The sequence below is a fragment of the Proteus sp. MB838 genome (assembly GCF_054767435.1).
In genome coordinates this window covers 1-19,609 of sequence record NZ_BAABMO010000028.1, presented here as the reverse complement: position 1 = coordinate 19,609, position 19,609 = coordinate 1, and the positions used below count along the sequence as shown (strand labels likewise).

Genomic DNA, 19,609 nt, shown 5'->3' with positions numbered 1-19,609 from the left:
AGTGAAAAAAATGGCTAAAAGAACAGATATTAAAACAATCCTGATTTTAGGTGCAGGCCCGATTGTGATTGGTCAAGCGTGTGAATTTGACTATTCAGGCGCACAAGCGTGTAAGGCACTGCGCGAAGAGGGATATCGTGTTGTTTTGGTAAATTCAAATCCTGCTACCATTATGACAGATCCTGAAATGGCAGATGCCACTTATATTGAGCCTATTCATTGGCAAGTGGTCAGAAAAATTATTGAGAAAGAGCGCCCTGATGCCATATTACCGACAATGGGCGGACAAACGGCATTAAACTGTGCCTTAGAATTAGAGCGTCAAGGGGTGTTAGCTGAATTTGGCGTAACAATGATAGGTGCAACGGCTGATGCTATTGATAAAGCGGAAGATAGACAACGCTTTGATAAAGCGATGAAAAAAATTGGTCTGGATACGGCTCGTTCAGGCATCGCTCATACTATGGACGAAGCATTTGCAGTGGCTGAGCAAGTGGGTTTCCCTTGTATTATTCGCCCTTCATTTACTATGGGGGGAACAGGGGGGGGGATCGCCTATAATCGTGAAGAATTTGAAGAAATTTGTACTCGAGGTTTAGATTTATCACCGACCAATGAACTATTAATTGATGAATCATTAATTGGCTGGAAAGAGTATGAAATGGAAGTGGTGCGCGATAAAAATGATAACTGCATTATCGTTTGCTCCATTGAAAACTTTGATGCGATGGGGATCCATACCGGTGACTCTATCACGGTTGCTCCAGCGCAAACGCTAACAGACAAAGAATATCAAATTATGCGTAATGCCTCGATGGCAGTATTACGCGAGATTGGGGTTGAAACCGGTGGCTCCAATGTGCAATTTGCCGTTGATCCTAAAACAGGGCGTTTAATTGTTATTGAAATGAATCCTCGTGTTTCTCGCTCATCAGCATTAGCGTCAAAAGCAACAGGTTTCCCAATTGCAAAAGTCGCGGCAAAACTTGCAGTAGGTTATACCCTCGATGAGTTGATGAATGATATCACTGGAGGAAGAACCCCAGCCTCTTTTGAACCTCCTATTGATTATGTAGTGACTAAAATCCCTCGCTTTAACTTTGAAAAATTTGCCGGTACCAATGACCGTTTAACCACGCAAATGAAATCTGTTGGTGAGGTGATGGCTATTGGGCGTACTCAACAAGAGTCAATGCAAAAAGCATTACGCGGACTAGAGGTTGGTGCAACTGGGTTTGATCCTAAAGTAAACCTCGACGATCCCGAAGCGCTCACCAAAATTCGTCGTGAATTAAAAGAAGCTGGATCGGATCGCATTTGGTATATCGCGGATGCTTTCCGCGCTGGAATGTCGGTTGATGGGGTGTTTAATCTCACCAATATCGATCGTTGGTTCTTAGTGCAAATAGAAGAGATTGTTCGCCTAGAAGAGCAAGTGGCACAACTTGGTTTAGCAGGTCTAAATGCTGATTTCTTGCGTCAATTAAAACGTAAAGGTTTTGCTGATGCACGCCTAGCTAATATCTTGAATGTGAAAGAGCAAGTCATTCGCCAACTACGGGAACAATATCAATTACACCCAGTTTATAAACGGGTTGATACTTGTGCGGCAGAATTTGCTACGGATACCGCTTATATGTACTCCACTTATGAAGAAGAGTGTGAGTCGGATCCAAATCAAGACAAACCTAAAGTGATGGTCTTAGGTGGTGGTCCAAATCGTATCGGTCAGGGGATAGAGTTTGATTATTGTTGTGTTCATGCCGCTCTAGCATTACGGGAAGATGGGTATGAAACCATTATGGTCAATTGTAATCCAGAAACGGTTTCAACGGATTATGATACCTCCGATAGACTTTATTTTGAGCCAGTCACCCTTGAAGATGTATTAGAAATAGTACGGATCGAAAAACCACAAGGCGTGATTGTGCAATATGGTGGTCAAACGCCATTAAAATTAGCAAGAGCTTTAGAAGCTGAAGGGGTGCCTGTTATCGGCACCAGTCCTGATGCAATCGATAAGGCAGAAGACAGAGAACGTTTCCAAAAAGCCGTGGATAAGTTAGGGTTAAAACAACCAGAAAATGCCACAGTGACGACATTAGAAGAAGCGGTAGAGAAGGCAAAATCTATTGGTTACCCGCTGGTGGTACGTCCATCTTATGTCCTTGGTGGACGAGCAATGGAAATTGTTTACGATGAAATTGATTTACGTCGTTATTTCCAAACGGCGGTCAGTGTTTCTAATGATGCACCCGTACTGTTAGACCGATTCCTAGATGATGCCATTGAAGTAGATGTTGATGCGATTTGTGACGGTCAGCAAGTGGTGATAGGCGGTATTATGGAGCATATCGAACAAGCGGGTGTTCACTCTGGAGACTCTGCTTGCTCTCTACCTGCTTATACTTTAAGCCAAGATATTCAAGATATAATGCGCAAGCAAGTACGTGAACTTGCTTTTGAATTAGGCGTTAAAGGGTTGATGAACGTACAGTTTGCGGTGAAAGGTAATGATGTTTATCTTATCGAAGTGAATCCTCGCGCCGCACGTACAGTGCCTTTTGTCTCTAAAGCAACCGGTGTGCCATTAGCAAAAGTTGCTGCTCGAGTGATGATAGGACAAAGTCTTGAACAGCAAGGCGTTACCAAAGAGGTGATCCCTCCTTACTACTCGGTTAAAGAGGTGGTACTTCCCTTTAATAAATTCTCAGGTGTCGATCCTATTTTAGGGCCTGAAATGCGATCTACCGGTGAAGTGATGGGGGTTGGTGCTACTTTTGCACAAGCTTTTGCTAAAGCGATGTTAGGTAGCAATTCCACCATGAAGAAAAAAGGAAGAGCGCTACTTTCGGTTCGTGAAGGTGATAAAAAACGTGTCGTTGATTTAGCAACTAAGCTATTGAAAAATGGTTTTGAGTTAGATGCAACACATGGTACTGCCATTGTCTTGGGGGAAGCCGGTATCAATCCTCGCCTAGTGAATAAAGTGCATGAAGGGCGACCTCATATTCAAGATAGAATTAAAAATGGTGAGTATGACTATATTGTCAATACGACTGCCGGTCGCCAAGCTATTGAGGATTCAAAACTGATCCGCCGTAGTGCATTACAATATAAAGTTCACTATGACACTACATTAAATGGCGGATTTGCGACAACACTGTCATTGAGTGCTGATCCTACTATTGATGTTATTTCAGTCCAAGAGATGCATGCAAAGATAAAAAAATCTTAACTTTTTAGTTGTTGTTATACCAATCCCGAATAGGTATTAATTACCTATTCGGGATTTTTCTTTTTTCGATGTAATAGAAAAAAGAAAGCCCCACATAACGACATGTAGGGCGAGTGCAAAACAAAGAGGTGGGTGCAGATCTTTTTTCAAGAATGGAGGCAAGAAAATAAAATAAGTAAATTTCTTTGTTTTAGCGGATTGATTTTGTCTTTTTTAGATGTCAGTGTCAACAAGAATATTTATTAGTTATTCATGTAACATGTTGTTTTAATTTGATTAATTTTAAAAAATACTACCAGTAAGGTATAGAGGTGAGGGAAAATTCTGCTACTATAGCGGTGGGTGCTTGGATCGTTTTGGTTCAAGCATTGCGCTAGAGCCAAAAAGACAAAAGCCCCGAATTTTATTTTCATAAAATCCGAGGCAGTCTCAAAGCTCAACAACTTGATTCTGCCTCCTTTATTAAAAGGAGTCAATCAAATTGACGAAAATAACCTTATTTGGCATTACAGTTGTCTGTGTGACGGTACTTATGTTTGCTTTAATTGTCGGTGAACGATTATGTTCGCTTAACATTAGTAACGGAAACATGGTCGTTCAAGCTATTTTGATGTGTCATCAATAGCTTGATGGGGGAGGTTTCCTCCCCCCAATTTTTGTTCAAGTTGTGAGATATGTGGTACAAGCACCCGGTCTTTAAAAATATCCCCCTATTTGGCCATCCCAATGAAATTCTTTTTTAAGATAACTGGATCTGTTACCTATGGTTATATTTGCTTTTAACGTACCATGACCAGAATCATTAATTCTACATTCTTCGTCTAATGCGTAGTGTGCTGATGTCGGCGATATTTCAGCTATTTTTTTAGAATGCTCGCTAAATATAATCTTATCTGGATAAGTTAATTTCTCATTAATATGTCCGATGAGTTTATCCGATGGATTTAATGTTACATCATATAATTCCGTAGTAATATAAATGGGATAAAGTAAGTTTTTCGGCTCACCTTTAAATACTAATCTTGGCGTTAAAATAAGATGTGTTGTAGTGGTTGACCAACCATTTTGACAAGATGAAGCAAGGGCACCTGTATCTGTATAGATAAATTTAGAATTATAATCAAGAGAGATTATTTTATATGCGTTATTGGCAGGAAAATAGTCAATATTAATTTTATACTTTTTAGGATCGACATAAGGCTGATTATTACTATCAAAGGTTGTGACTTCTAGTGTTAATTGTTTTGGACTGGTTAGATATTGTTTCGGTACCTGAATTTTTACTGGGTCATGTATATTATATTTAGGTGCATAGTTTTGTCTTTCTTCTAAGGCGATAGAAGTGCCGTTTTCATCAAATAACTCGAAGTTAATCGCTTTAGGTGTGTCTGATGAAGACCATTTAACAATAAACTGATCGTCTGAAGTGTATAAAGGTTGCCAAGTTAAATCATCCAAATGTGTATTTGATTTGCTCTCTCCCGCAGATAGAAACTCAAATGAGTTAATTTTGATGCGAGGCGATGCTTGTATAATGACGTTATAGCTTTGCTCATGATCTTGAAAATAATTATTATTTTTCACCTCAAGTGTTAATGTTGTTTGCCCAATATTAAGGTTTTTGATAATCCCATCTGGGGTGATTTCAACTATGTTAGGTTGACTACTATACCAAGTTGCATTCGCTTCAACGGGTACATCTGGCGTAGGGCTTTGAGCCATCAATAATTTATCTGTAGCAGAATCAGGTGTTAATACAATATAATTCTTTTTAAAATAATAACTTAGTGCGGCTTTTCCTTGCTGATAGTCTACAGTTTGGCTATCCGCTAGGAATTTATCTGTAGCATCACTTTGTATTACTATTTTTGTTTTTCCTGGTTTAATGGCGGTTAAGTTACCTTTACTATCAATGGTGGCTACCAAGGTATCGCTACTAGAGAAATGAATGGGGGTATTTTTAACCTCTGGATTATCAAATTCCGCTGTTATTTGATGGGTAATGCCATCATTCCAGATCGATTGTATGGTGTGAGGAGAGGTTACTTTCAGTTTTGGTGGCGCTTTTTCTATCACTAAAGGATAGCTATTTTTAGCTGATGGATATTGCTCATTACCTAAGGTTTGTAAGGTAATAATTGTAGTACCAGCCTCTTTCATGGAGATTTGCCCACTTGTTGTATCAATGGAAGCAACAGTAGGATCAGAGCTTGACCATATTACCTGCATATTTTGTGGTACACCTTTATAACTTAACGCATCAATCACAGTTGATTTGTAGATTTCCTGTTGGATAGGTTTCTCAAAGGTAATTTCAGATTTAGGGATAGCCACTTTAATCGTCAATGGCTCTGCGATAGTTATTGTTTCAGCTTGAGCGGTTAAGATAATATCGGACATCGTATTTGCTGTAACATTTGTTTGATATTCACCATTGCCCACTGACTTTAATGGATTGTCACTAAAATTAGGCTTACCACTGATAGTTTTAATCTCAACATTCTTGCCATCAATAGTATTATCGTATTTATCCATTAATTTTACGCTTAATAACGTACTATCTTTATTATCAGCATTTATAGAACGACGATGACTATTAAAGGTTGATTTATGAATATCTATTTCAGCCGGCATGACAGTAATATCTTGTGTTGATTTATAATTATTAGAATCAAGATAAGCGCTCATCTTCAAGCGTCCCGCGACATGACTAGTCACTCGATTCGTTGCTATCCCCTTATCATTAGTATAAGTGCTGTAATGATAATCATCTGCTGATCCGAGTAATTTCCATGACACAATAACATTAGGTAATACATTATTATTGGCATCAACGACAGTCGCTTGGTAGTTAACACCTTTATCTCCTGCGGTTATGGTTGTTCTATCAACCTCAACAGCGCGTATTTTCCATGTCGTCACATCGGCATTAAGTTGTAATATTTTTTGTTTTTTGAAATGGGTGCCATTTACCATAACACCAATCTGTGCTGTGCCCGATTGAGTTCCTGTTATTTCAATCTCATAGTGTCCCGGTGATATTTGTTGTGCTTGACTAAATTTGATGGTTGGATTTTTAGAAAATCCGCTTACTTGTTGGTTGGGGATGATATTTCCATTTTTATCTTTAATAACAAATGTCAATAATGCCTTATCTTTGCCATTAGCAATGATTTGACTCGGGTTCAACGACAGTTCTGACATCGTTTCATCAATGTGACCCGTTAAAAAGTGAACATCATCTGCTATATAAGTACCTGTTGCTAATATTGCGCTGACTTTGGCAACACCGACAGAGCGTCGAGATAATCCAACTATTGCTACACCATTATCATCTGTAAAAGTTAATGGTGTTTCGAGTTGACTACCTTCATTCGTTGACCAAGCGACAGGTACACCTATACCGACAGGATTATCATGGTTATCAACCAAATAGGCTTTATAAGTAATGGACTCCCCAGCATGTGGTTGCATATTGCTAATAGTAAAGTTTTTCACCTTTGCTGTTGTGTTATTAGGGAGCACCGTTAAAGAAACGGATTGTTTTATTGCTAATGGAGCAACGTGAGCCGATAACGAGGTTTTTCCGGTTTTTAATGCGCTCACTTGGGCTTGATAAATGCCTTTTTGTTTCTCTTTAAAGGGCGTAATCGTTGTTTGTAAATTAGTCTGCGGCGTTAAGGTGATTTTATTGGCTAAGTTGGGCAATAAATTACCTTCTTTATCCTTTAAGGTTATTGTTACGGTCGCTTTATTTGCCCCTGCGACAATAGTGTCAGGGAATATGGCAACAGTAGAAAGAGAGGCCGAAATATCACCTTCCGTAAAGGTGACAATGTGATCAGCATTGACAGATTGTTGGTTATTGAGCACTGCCGTTACTTTCGCTTTTCCTGCCTGAGTACTTGAGAGGGTAATTTCAGCTATTCCTTGCTTATTGGTCATGCTTAATGGTGCTGCAAGCTTACCGAGATCACTTATCCAACCGACAGTAACGCCTTTTGATACTGGATTGTTATGTTTATCGGTGATTTGTGCTTGAATAATGACTTTGTCTTTACCATTCGCTGTTACGGTATAAGGTGCCATAACCTTAACGGAGTGGATCTTGACTGTTTTATTATCTGTTAAAAATCCTAAAGATTGCGTTACCGTAATACTATCAATAGTGGCGGTAATTTGACTGAGTCCCGCTTTTGTACCTCTAATATGTGCTTGATAATTGCCGTTAGCCGTTTCTGTGATTTTACTGAATTGGATGGTGCTGTTATCCCCAATTAACGCAATATCGTTACTACGACCTATTACCGGATTATCAAATTTATCACGCAGGTCTATTTTACCCACAGCAAAGGCATTACCATCGGCAATGATAGATTGTGGTTCAATCGTCAAATAACTATTTTGTTGCACTGGCGCTCCCGCAACAAAGGTTACCTGAATGCTTTTTTTCTCTTTATTTGATAAATAGGCGGTAATTGTTGTTGGCTGTGCTTTGGTTCCTGAAATGACAACTTGCGTTCTGCCTTTTTCATCTGTTTGAGTAGTAGTTTCATCAATATGATTAATACTTGATTGCCAATAGACAGGGATATTTTTCAATGGGTTATGATAAGCATCAGTTAAGTTTGCTACTACGGTAATGCTATCTTGGTTATCTGCTATGGCAGATTGCTTATTATTTAATGTCGTTAATGTGAGAGTGGCACTTTTGAGATCTGCAACGGCAACTAAGTTAGTTTGTGCATGTTGACCATTATTTAATCGCGCGGTGATGGTTGTGATACCTGATTGTGATGTTGTTAGCGTATTTTTGGCGATACCTTGAGCATCGGTCTTAGTTTGTTGCTGAGCAAATTGAGTACCAGCACTCCCTTGCCAATTAACAATAGTATCAGGAAGTTGATTACCCAGTTTATCTGTTACTATTGCAGTAAGTTCTGCGGGATCTTGCTTATCTGCAACAATCTGATTTTTATTAACCAATAATTCACTAATCAAAGCTTGTTGCCCATTAGCAATAAAAGTAATTGGCTCAGCAGTAAAGGCATTGTTATTTATACGCGCAGTTACCCGCACACTGAGTGCTTGTGTACTGGTTAACTTGTTGGTGGTGATCCCTTGCTCATTAGTCATTGTGGTATGTTCAATTTTAACAATACTTTTATCGTGCTCAGTTTCCCAGCTAATTTGTGCATGAGGGAGCGGCTTACCAAACTGATCTTGTACTAATGCAGTAAGGAAGACCGGGGTTTGACCATCTGCGACATGAGTTGTAGAGGATGGGGTTATGGAGACAATAACCCCCTTAGCTTGGTTGGCGATAAATTGGGTTGTCGCGTGAGTCATCTTGTCGTTTATTTTGGCCCTCACGGTGACCGTACCGGCGACTTTACTTATCATAGTGGTGGTCGCCTTACCTTGCTCGTCTGTGGTTAATATGGTTTGTTTTAATTGTGCTTGGTTATCTGCCGATAATGTCACATGAGTAGCGGGTATCGGATTATTTTGCTTATCAACAACTTGTAATGAAATGGTTTTTTCTGTTTTACCATCGGCTAGAGAAAGTGGTGGTGTGATCGTGAAGTTTTGTTGTGGAATATAGGCGCTATCATTATCCACACTAAAATGGACTTCAGTCGAATAGGTTATCCCTTTTACTTGTACACCAATCTGCGAACTCCCTACTTGAGTATTAGTCACTGAAGCAATAATCTCACCTTGTTCATCCGTTTTTCTTGAGCTAATGACATTAGCACCATTACTGGCAGTAAAGTTGACTGGATAATGAGCCAATGGATTGTGGTTGCTATCAGTGACTCGTACTTTGATTTTATTTTGACTTTTACCGTCGGCTGGCGCGTTATCTTTTGTAACCGTTAGGTTGCCTTTTGCAATATGGGCAGTTTGATTATCGGCAATAAGTGTCACGGTTGCTGAGTTGAAGGTATTATCACGGAATACGGGGGTTGGGGTTAATTTTTCCGGTATGCTTCCTGCTGTAACCGTTAATTGATATTTCCCAGCAGCTAAACGAGAGAAAGTAGAAATACGGCTATTGCCTTTTTCTGTATCAGACTGTTGCTGTAAAGTAATTTCTTTACTATCAATATCAACGGGTAAATTATCATTATCAACGATGGATAATATTAACCTTTGGGTAGCTTCACCGTTAGCGAATAGTTGGCTCTGTTTAGGTGAAAATAGGCTATTACGCGTATTGATTAACGATTTATCTACAATAACTGTTGTTTGAACAGGCGCTGAACGATTGCCATGGGTATCAATGGCAACAGCACTAATGATATAGCTATTTTTCTCAATTGCACCAATTTGATATTGAGGCAAAATCACGGTGTAGTGAGTTCCACCATGATGTTTTATTTGCCCGCCTTGGGCATTTAACTTACTTGCGGACCATTCAATATTAGCTAACGGATATTTTGTTTTTACTTGAACTTGTAAATCGCGCTCCTCTTTAGCATAACCATTTATTGAATCAACCATAGAAAGGAAAACTAAAGTTTCCTTTTTATATTCTAAAATCATATCGTTATTACGATTAACAAAGTCATAGCGACTTCCTGCTAATGTACGTATTGCTTTGACATTATCAGGATTAAGTTGTGAAGCGAGTGATTCTCCTATGCGGTAGGACAAGCTGATATTTAAGTTATTATCAGCACGATCATGTAAGCCAATACGACGCTCGGCATTTAATGTGACTAATGGTATCGGAGTATAATTAATCCCTAATGTGTAGGTATGTGGATTTTTGTCCCGTTTATCTTTGCCAAATAGACCAACTTCTTTACCGTAGTATTGTTCAAAGATTAATTTAGTGCCTAATTGTGGATAAGCTGGAAAATAGCCTTCTGTTCGAATGTCCCAACCATTCGCAGGACGTTCACTATAATCTAAGATATTATTAGAGGCTCGCCAACTTGATAGACGGTGATAATGGTTAGAACTTAATTTGAAATAGTCTCGCCAAATTTCGGCGCCAATTCCCAAACGATTATGATGATGCGTTAAATCATGATCATAAAAGCCATTAATGCCGACCATAAATTTTTCAGTAAAATAGCGATAACCAATACCATAATTAAATTGGCTACGAAGATCTTTGCGATGATAGTTAGTTTGAGCAAAGATCAGCTTCTCTTTTTGTTCATATAATGGAATTAACAATTCTGCTGAGCTATTTTTTAAGGTGAGATTTTTATCTGCTGAAAGTGAAACTCGCGCATGCCCAAATTGATTAAGCCATTGTTCTATTTTCTGATTGGATTTACTGGAGATTTGGCTAATTGCATATTGTGTTACATCGATATCTTTATTGAGTAAAAATGAATTATCAACAATAACCTTAGCGAGCTCTTCGCCCTCTGTAGAGGGGATTGCTTCATCTTGATTATTGAGCCACTTTTTTTTTAATAAATATTCATTAGGAATATTAAGAATAGTTCCATCATTTATTTTTAGCTCACCCGTTAACGATACATGTTGTGGATTAGCTTCAATCAATTTAAATAATTTTATATTAAATTTTTTTGCAATAGATTCTGGGGTGTCACCCGCTTTGACTTGATAAGTATTTTTTTGATTTATATCGCTAATATTATGTTTTTTAAAATTATTCTCATTGGCAAAAGTCTGCGTAGGCATGGTTGTCACAATAGGAAATGCTAATTGTATAAAAATATTAAGCCAAGCGACTTTTCTCGTAATAGAACTGGGGCGTGGGGAAGGTACATTATTTAACGTCGTCATTTTTAAACTCATCGTAACAAATAATGATGAGATTTTCGTATTTATAGTTTTTTTAGATATCAGAAACTGAACTTTAAGTAACTAACTTAACAATATATAAAAAATAGCAGATGAAAATTTTAAATGTAAATAAAGATTTAATTTGACTTAGTTAGACATGCGCTAATCATATATTAAAAAACAATAAATTTACTTTGTCTTATTTTAAAGTGTAATGATATAAAATATATATCATTGGTATAGTTAATAAAAAGCCAATAGCAAGAGTACTATTGGCTTACTTATAGAGCGTGAAATACTAGATATCAACAAAAGTATCAGGATCAGGCCCCAACCGCTTTCCTTTATCTAGTTGTTTTATTTCAGCAACTTCTTCTTTTTCTAATTTGAAATCAAAGATATGGAAGTTTTCTTCAATACGAGAAGGGGTAACTGATTTAGGAATAACAACCAAGCCACTATCTAAATGCCAACGTAACACAATTTGTGCCGGTGTTTTTTGGTATTTTTCTGCCAGTTTCTGAATAATTGGTTGATCAAACACGCCTTCACCACCTTGTGCTAAAGGACTCCATGATTCTGTCACAATATTATGGGTGGTATTCCAAGCTCTTAATGAAGCTTGTTGCATCAATGGGTGAATTTCAATCTGATTAATGACAGGGGAAACGCCCGTTTCTGTAATAATGCGCTCAAGGTGCTCTTCTTTAAAATTACATACCCCAATACTTTTAACCAGTCCCTCTTTTTGTAACACAATCATCTGCTTCCAAGCGTCAAGGTATAGCTCGCGAGATGGCACTGGCCAATGCATTAAATAGAGATCAACATAATCAAGTTGTAATCGCTCAAGGCTTTCAAGTAATGCACCACGAGCATGGGATTGATCGTTGTTCCATAATTTGGTGGTAATAAATAATTCGTCTCGAGGAATAGTGTTTTGCTTTAATGCCTTACCAACACCTTCTTCGTTATGATAAATAGCGGCGGTATCAATCAGACGATAACCTGTGTCGAAAGCATGATGTACCGCTTTAATAACTTGATCATTATCTGCTTGCCAAACCCCAAGTCCAAGTTGTGGAATAGTGTTGCCATCAGATAGTTGGATCAATTTAGGATTACTCATTATATACCTCCAGTTGCCTTTAAGTACTTAGAGTGCTGCCATATAGATACGCTGGCTGACTTCCAAGGTGATATCCTGATGTTCACCGAGTGCGGTTTGTCCATGTTGTTGCAGTTTTTGCACTAAGGCAGGAATATCCGCTTCACTGATATTAAAGTCAGACAGCCGTGTTTTAAGTCCCATGCGTTCAAAGAATTTACGAGTCTCATTGATGGCGCTATCGATTTTAAATGCATCAGAGCCTTGATGGATCCCCCACACTTTTTGTGCATATTGGATCAACTTAGCGTATTTCTCCTGACGTTTTTCGTTTAATAGCGCGGGTAAGACAATCGCGAGGGTTTGTGCGTGATCAAGCCCGTGTAATGCAGTAATTTCATGGCCTAATGCATGGGTTGCCCAATCTTGCGGTACACCGACACCAAGAATACCATTAAGTGCTTGGGATGCTGTCCACATTATATTAGCACGGATATCGTAGTCTTGTGGTGAGGTGAGGGCTTTCGGTCCTTCTTCGATTAAGATCCTTAATAGGCCTTCTGCATACTCATCTTGTACAAGCGCATTTACCGGATAAGTGAGATATTGCTCTAAAATATGAATAAATGCGTCAACAACGCCATTAGCGGTTTGTCTTGGTGGTAAAGAAAACGTTGCAGTTGGATCTAAAATAGCGCAATGAGGATAAACATGTGGGCTAGCAAAACTTTGTTTATCCATCGTTTGTTTTTTACTGATCACGGAAAAACAATTGGTTTCAGAGCCAGTTGCTGGAAGGGTTAGTACACAGCTTAATGGCAGTGCTTTTTCAATTGCCTGACCTCGGCTAGTGACAATCTCCCAAGGCTCTCCTTGATAAGGTATTGCAGCCGCAATAAATTTGGTTCCATCAACAACAGAGCCTCCTCCTACAGCCAGTAAATGAGTAATACCGTGATAACGAGCGTAAGCAACAGCTTTCATTAGCGTTTCATACGAAGGATTGGGTTCAATACCGCCAAACTCATGAATTTGATACCCTGGTAAGGCCGCATGCACTTGATCAAGTATCCCATTGCGCTTAATACTTCCACCGCCATAAGTTAATAAAATTCTTTCATTTTTCCCAATTTCAGAACGTAATTTTGCAATTTGTCCTTGACCAAAATGAATTCGAGTGGGGGAGTAATAAGTGAAATTTTGCATGGTTGTTTCCACCTTAATTTTATGTTCTTGATATGCTGTAGCATGACAAATCATTAGGAAAAATTATTTCACTGTATATAGACGGGATAATATGACATGACTATAACAGCGGGGTTATGAATGCGAGTGTTAAACCCTTTTTTTCATAACTATAGTTATTAATTGTAGTTAATTTATAAGGAGTAGTATGAAAAGTCATTATTTAACATTAAACCAAGCTCATTGGGATAAACAAGCCGCAATGCAAAATCAATGGTCTAAACCCGTGGACGATAAAGAAATTATCGAGGCAAAAAAAGGAAACTGGAAAGTACATTTAACGCCGAGTCCCGTTAAAAAGGAGTGGTTAGCAGATATTAAAGGTAAAAACATACTCTGCTTAGCTTCAGCAGGTGGGCAACAAGCACCTATTTTAGCTGCTGCTGGTGGCATTGTGACCGTTTTTGATTTATCTGAAGGGCAACTGAGTAAAGATAGTCAATTGGCACAAAAACATCAGTTAGCTTTAACTACTCAACAAGGGGATATGGCTGATTTATCGGTATTTTCTGATGAAAGTTTTGATATTGTTTTTCATCCAATTTCAAATCTTTATGTACCTGATGTTAATCCTGTTTGGCAAGAATGTTATCGTGTATTGAGAAAAAACGGGGTTCTTATGGCGAGTTTTTATAACCCTGTAGTTTTTGTTGATGACAGAAATCAGGCATTGCGTGCACAAGGATTAATGAGACCGACTTATCGTTTGCCTTATAGTGATCAAAATTCATTACCTTCAGATATTTTGCAAGAAAAAATTGCAAAGGGAGACGGACTTGTATTTGGTCATTCGTTGACAGATTTGATTGGTGGGCAATTAAGAGCAGGTTTTTTATTACAAGATTTTGTTGAAGATTTTGCTCCTCAGGCTCGTTTTTTAATTGATAGTTATATTCCAACATTTCTTGCTTCGAAAGCCATTAAAATATAATAAATCAATTAGTTGAAATATTACCATTACAATAATAAATCTGTTTTATAAATATCTTAATAGGATAGGAGATAAGAAAATGAACAACTGAACGTGTGTCACAGCATCGAATAATACATAAAAAACGCCATTATTTTCACTTTAAATAATGGCGTTTTTGGTGTTACTCGAAATGGCTTATTTGGCGCTGTTATTGCTACTTTTACGATGACGAATATACATCACAATAGAGCCAATTAAACCGGCAGTTAATAGTAATACTGGTAATGTCATAAGAATATTCATCACCAATGTTTCATGTTTTTGAATAAAAGGGATCAGGTTCAGTATATAACCTAATGAGACAATAAGACCGACCCATAAGAAGCCACTAATCCAGTTAAATAGTTGGAAGCGACGTTGTTGTAATTCAGATAAACCGGCCAAAGTTGGTAGTAATGTACGTACAAAACCGATAAAACGGCCAATTAATAGTGCGTACAGGCCTCGACGATGGAAAAGATCATTGGCTTTATGGTGATATTGTTCGGGTAATTGAGCCATCCAACGTTTGACCACTTTAGTATCACTTAGCCAGCGGCCTTGCAGAAAGCCAAGCCAGCTACCAATACTCGCGGCAGTACCTAACACAATAATGGTTGGCAAGAAATGTAAAACATCTTTGGCAATTAATGCACCACAGAGAATTAATAATGTATCGCCGGGTAGAAATGCGGCAGGTAGAACCCCATTTTCCAGCATAATAATAACAAAAAGAACAATATAAATAATCCACAAAATATTTGGATCAGCTAGCACCATATAATCATGTTGCAGTAGCGCGTGAATTATCTCTTTTAATGTACCCATTCGGCGAACTCGCATCACAAAAAAACTATATGAGAGCTATTCTAACGTAAAAAGAAGATGATCGTTTGATTTAATCCCTGTGAAACCACAGGGATAGCTTTTTTTTAATAAAAAAAGAGATGAATTAGTTAGAAATACGTAAAAATGCTTGCTCTAGATCTTCAATTAAATCATCAATATTTTCTAAGCCGATATGTACTCTAAATAAGGTTCCTGCGAGAGTGGGCTGAGTGTCATATTGTCGCATCGCTTTAATATCATTGGGATGATAGCCTAAAATAAGAGATTCAAATCCACCCCATGAAAAGGCCATTTTAAACAGGGATAAGTTATCAAGAAAACGTGAAAATTCCTCAGTGGTGAGGATCTTTTTTAGACTAAAAGAGAACAACCCATTACTTCCAGTAAAATCACGTTGAAAATAGGTGTGCCCCGGACAAGAAGAGAGTGCTGGATGGTAGACATTATCCACTAGCGGGTGCTGTTTTAACCAACGCGCAATTTCTAATCCACTTTTCTCATGTTGTTTCATTCTAACTGCTAAGGTTCTTAAACCACGAGCTGCCATATAAGCTGTATCCGGATCTGCGCACTGGCCTAATAAATACGTGTTTTCACGTAATTGTGGCCAACAACGTTGATTAGCAACAGCAAAACCTAACATACCATCTGAGTGACCAATAATATATTTGGTCGCTGATTGGATAGAAATATCAGCACCTAAAGTAAGAGGTTTAAGTAATAAACCTGCTGCCCACGTATTATCAATCATTATAATAATATTTGGGTTATAGTGTCTTACCGCAGTGATAATATCTTGTAAATCTTGTACTTCCATCGTAATAGAGCCGGGTGATTCCAGAAAAACAATTTTTGTTTCAGGGCGTAATAACTGACTAATTTCAGTGCCGATTAAGGGATCAAAATAGGTTGTGGTGACAGAAAATTTACTTAATATCTGATCACAAAAATTTTGCGTGGGATCGTAAGCGGAACCAGTCACAAGGATATGACAACCTTGTTCAATAAACGCAAGAATAGATTGAGTAATAGCCGCTGCACCTGATGGAAATAATGCGCAACCGGTCCCTTGTTCTAGTTCGGTTAGTGCCTCTTGTAGTGCAAAATGCGTGGTAGTACCTCTTCTCCCATAAAATAGAGCGCCTTCAGCTCGTTTTTGGGTGGCTTCACGTTTTTGGGCAACCGTATCAAAAATAACGGATGAAGTTCGTTGTATAATAGGGTTTACTGCGCCTTGTGAATATTTTTTTGATCGACCACTTAATAGTAGTGAGGTTTCTGGTTTTTTTTGCGTCATCCTTTATACCTACTTGTTATGTAATGATGTGTTTACCCCAAGTTAATGCATTTTTTACTGAAGTACAAAAGAGGATCGCGACAGTTGATAAAATTTCACGTTATATGAAATAACGAAAAATTGTCTTAAAAATCGACAAATGAAAAAAAAATGGCTAAATAGTAATGATAATTACTATCAAAATGCTTCATGTTTGATATCATCTGAGCGTTTCTCTTTTTCCTGATGGCAACAGGATGATTGTAAATAAACGATTTTGGGTAAGTAGTGAAATAGAAACTTCATTACTGAATAGATAATTAGATAAGAAAGAGAGTAAAAGGCCAACTGATGCGTAATTTGACAGCTTCTATTATATTGGCAATCGGTCTGACAGGCTCTGCTTTTGCGGATACGACACCGGCTAAGCAAACTGAGCAACCTGCGACTACGGCCACTTCTTCAACCGCTTCTACACAGGGAACGGCGACTACAACGATTGCACCAACAGCAGAAAATACGGCAACGCCAACGGGGGAAGCAGCCAAAACGGCAACTTCTGAAACACCAGTGGCAGAAGAGAATACATCGACGAGTACAGGAGATGCTGCACAGACAGCTCTAGAGCCAGAAAATGCCACGCAAGGTGCGACACCTGAAATCGTCACTGGAGGGGGATTTGCTGAAGATCTCTCTGTTATGGGAATGTATCGCAATGCAGATCTCGTGGTAAAAAGTGTCATGATCGGTTTGCTACTCGCCTCTATTGTCACTTGGGCGCTGTTCTTTGCTAAAGGTAGCTACTTATTAGCATTACGTCGTCGTTTAAGAAATGAAAGTGCGCAATTAGTAGAAGCGAAATCCCTCAAAGAGGCATTAGCGATTAGCCAAAAATTTGGCAATAAAAGTGCGACAGCCGACTTTTTTAATGATGCTGAATTAGAGCGTACTTACTCTCAAGATAGTCACGTTGCATCTGGTATTAAAGAGCGTGTTGAGATGCGCATGGAGCGTCGTGTCGCGGCTATTATTCGTGAATTAGGACGTGGTAATGGTTATTTAGCGACCATTGGGGCAATTTCTCCTTTTATCGGTTTGTTTGGTACGGTTTGGGGGATCATGAATAGCTTTATTGGTATTGCGCATTCTCAAACTACCAACTTAGCGGTGGTTGCCCCCGGTATCGCAGAAGCATTATTAGCAACCGCCATCGGCTTGATTGCGGCTATCCCTGCGGTCATTATTTACAATATTTTTGCACGTATGATTTCCGGTTATCGTGGTGAAATTGGCGATATTGCAACAGGTGTAGTGACCTTAGTCAGTCGTGACTTAGATATTGAAAACAGCAAATCAAGGTAATGAATTATGGCAATGAATCTTGGTAATGATTCAGGTGAAGATAATGAATTGCATGATATTAACGTCACACCTTTTATTGATGTGATGTTAGTACTGCTGATTATCTTCATGGTAGCAGCCCCCTTAGCGACGGTTGATATTAAAGTCAATTTACCTGCTTCGAGTGCCAAGCCTCAACCTCGGCCAGAAAAACCTGTTTATTTGACGATTAAATCAGATAAACAGATTTTTATCGGTGAAGAGATGGTAACTCATGAGACGATGGCCAGTGTCTTGGATTCTATGACGCAGTCGAATAAAGAAACGACTATCTTTTTCCAAGCCGATAAAACGGTCGATTATGAAACTTTAATGGGGGCAATGGACTCATTAAGGAAGGCGGGATACCTCAAAGTAGGGCTAGTGGGGATGGAAACCGTATCATCGGGTAACTAATTTTTTACTCATATTATACTTAAAAATATCAGCACTCTATCAGTCATATTGCAATGATTAATAGAGTGCTTTTTTTATTCACCAAAGATATAAATATGGTTATCTTTTTGTACTATTTATTTTTCTAGTATATTAATAGTTGCGCTAAAATAAAATTTAGCTTTAGTGTTAAATGTTATTAATCGTCTTTAGATTAAATTTTGTATAGCAGTATTAATTAAATTACTTAAGTGATTATGTGCTGAATCAATTAATAATAAGTAGATACTATTATTAAAGTTCCAATAGTATCAATATTCGTTAACTATTCATATTTTTTCACTTTTTATTTGATAAATATTTTTGTTCTTATGGTAAATATGACTATAACCACATGATTAATAATGTTTTTATTGCTATTTGGTTTAAGTGTAAAAAAAACTTGCGCAAAAAATTCTATTGGATATAATGCATTCCAGTTACAAATTGAAACATGTTGTAACCTGTAACAACGCCTAATTTATTTATTATCTAAGTTTCCGTTTTGGTTACTTACTTTTTTTATTACACCAGGTAGATCGTTGTTTTCAGTCATTCAATTACTGATAAGTTGATTTTATTTACTTATCTATACTGCAACGGATATTTTTGTCGGTTGTGAGTAAAATATAAAGAGAAAGGCAGAGAACTACACATAGCATTTTTATTATTTTAATAAATTTAAAAGCCATAGTACTTCGCGGTACTATGGCTTTTTGTTTTATTACGCAGCAAATGTGTGTTTCATCTTGTCGAGAGCCCGCTTATACCATCGGTTGTTTTCTATCTATCTATCTATCTATCTATCTATGCAAGTCCTGCTACACCAACAAATTGTTAACATTCTTCGCGAGGCGTTTTTAGATTTTGTGGTACATTTTTCTGCTATTGTGCCAAAAACACATTATTACTTTGTCTTTGTCAGTATCAAGCATCAATTTGCTACCAATATTTAACATCAAAATTGAGTTAGCGTTATCCAACTAGCAAAATCGCAATGTTATAAAATAACCATTAGTAATAATTTCAAAATAATATTAATTAGCTATTGTGGAGTATTTCTGGGAGATAACCACCGGTTGTTATAATGGATTACTTATCTAACAAGTCGTTTTTACGACACTAAATTGTTATTCCAAAAACGAATATACTTATAACTATATGAAAAATTATGAGAAAAACAGGTTGATTACTGGTTAAAATATAGACGGTTTAAGTATTGATTACGATAAAGTCATCAATAAAGATCGTAATGAAGATAACTTTGTTGATTAATCAATCTAGTAATGAAATTAGAGATATTAATGTAATTATTTATTATTTATAAAATCCAGTTTTTAACAATTTATATAA

10 protein-coding genes are annotated in these 19,609 nt (G+C 37.7%); 5 read left to right on the top strand and 5 right to left on the bottom strand.

The features are described from left to right. Positions 1–10 precede the first annotated feature (10 nt). Together carB and ACYUCW_RS12615 are read left to right on the top strand one after the other, a co-directional pair. Positions 11–3,238, top strand: coding sequence for a carbamoyl-phosphate synthase large subunit (carB, locus tag ACYUCW_RS12620; RefSeq protein WP_460408727.1), 3,228 nt, complete (start codon positions 11–13; stop codon positions 3,236–3,238). Positions 3,239–3,719: 481 nt separating this feature from the next. Further along, the gene (locus ACYUCW_RS12615; protein ID WP_012367444.1) at positions 3,720–3,863 is read left to right on the top strand and encodes a Hok/Gef family protein; all 144 of its coding nucleotides are present in this window, start codon (positions 3,720–3,722) and stop codon (positions 3,861–3,863) included. 71 nt (positions 3,864–3,934) lie between these two features. On the opposite strand, the gene ACYUCW_RS12610 is transcribed toward ACYUCW_RS12615, so the two are convergent. The 3 genes from ACYUCW_RS12610 to ACYUCW_RS12600 form a co-directional block, all read right to left on the bottom strand. Then, positions 3,935–11,011, bottom strand: a complete 7,077-nt coding sequence (locus ACYUCW_RS12610; protein WP_460408725.1) for an Ig-like domain-containing protein — start codon at positions 11,009–11,011, stop codon at positions 3,935–3,937. A gap of 298 nt (positions 11,012–11,309) precedes the next feature. Next, positions 11,310–12,140, bottom strand: coding sequence for a 2,5-didehydrogluconate reductase DkgA (gene dkgA, locus ACYUCW_RS12605; protein ID WP_049210076.1), 831 nt, complete (start codon positions 12,138–12,140; stop codon positions 11,310–11,312). Between the two features lie 27 nt (positions 12,141–12,167). Further along, positions 12,168–13,325 (bottom strand): iron-containing alcohol dehydrogenase, encoded by a 1,158-nt coding sequence (locus ACYUCW_RS12600; protein WP_004248982.1) that lies wholly within the window; start codon positions 13,323–13,325, stop codon positions 12,168–12,170. Positions 13,326–13,512: 187 nt separating this feature from the next. On the opposite strand from ACYUCW_RS12600, the gene ACYUCW_RS12595 reads away from it, so the two are divergent. Next, the gene (locus tag ACYUCW_RS12595) at positions 13,513–14,295 is read left to right on the top strand and encodes a class I SAM-dependent methyltransferase (RefSeq protein ID WP_004252617.1); all 783 of its coding nucleotides are present in this window, start codon (positions 13,513–13,515) and stop codon (positions 14,293–14,295) included. Between the two features lie 177 nt (positions 14,296–14,472). On the opposite strand, the gene ACYUCW_RS12590 is transcribed toward ACYUCW_RS12595, so the two are convergent. Both ACYUCW_RS12590 and metC read right to left on the bottom strand, forming a co-directional pair. After that, positions 14,473–15,144 carry a DedA family protein gene (locus tag ACYUCW_RS12590; RefSeq protein WP_004248983.1) on the bottom strand — a complete coding sequence of 224 codons (672 nt, stop codon included), beginning with the start codon at positions 15,142–15,144 and terminating at the stop codon, positions 14,473–14,475. Between the two features lie 124 nt (positions 15,145–15,268). Then, complete coding sequence (gene metC / locus ACYUCW_RS12585) at positions 15,269–16,462, bottom strand: cystathionine beta-lyase (protein ID WP_049210075.1); 1,194 nt, start codon at positions 16,460–16,462, stop codon at positions 15,269–15,271. 330 nt (positions 16,463–16,792) lie between these two features. On the opposite strand from metC, the gene exbB reads away from it, so the two are divergent. Further along, positions 16,793–17,803: a tonB-system energizer ExbB gene (exbB, locus tag ACYUCW_RS12580; RefSeq protein WP_004248988.1), complete on the top strand. Its 1,011-nt coding sequence runs from the start codon at positions 16,793–16,795 to the stop codon at positions 17,801–17,803. A 6-nt stretch (positions 17,804–17,809) separates the two neighbouring features. Beyond that, complete coding sequence (exbD, locus tag ACYUCW_RS12575; RefSeq protein ID WP_004245188.1) at positions 17,810–18,238, top strand: TonB system transport protein ExbD; 429 nt, start codon at positions 17,810–17,812, stop codon at positions 18,236–18,238. Positions 18,239–19,609: the final 1,371 nt, after the last annotated feature.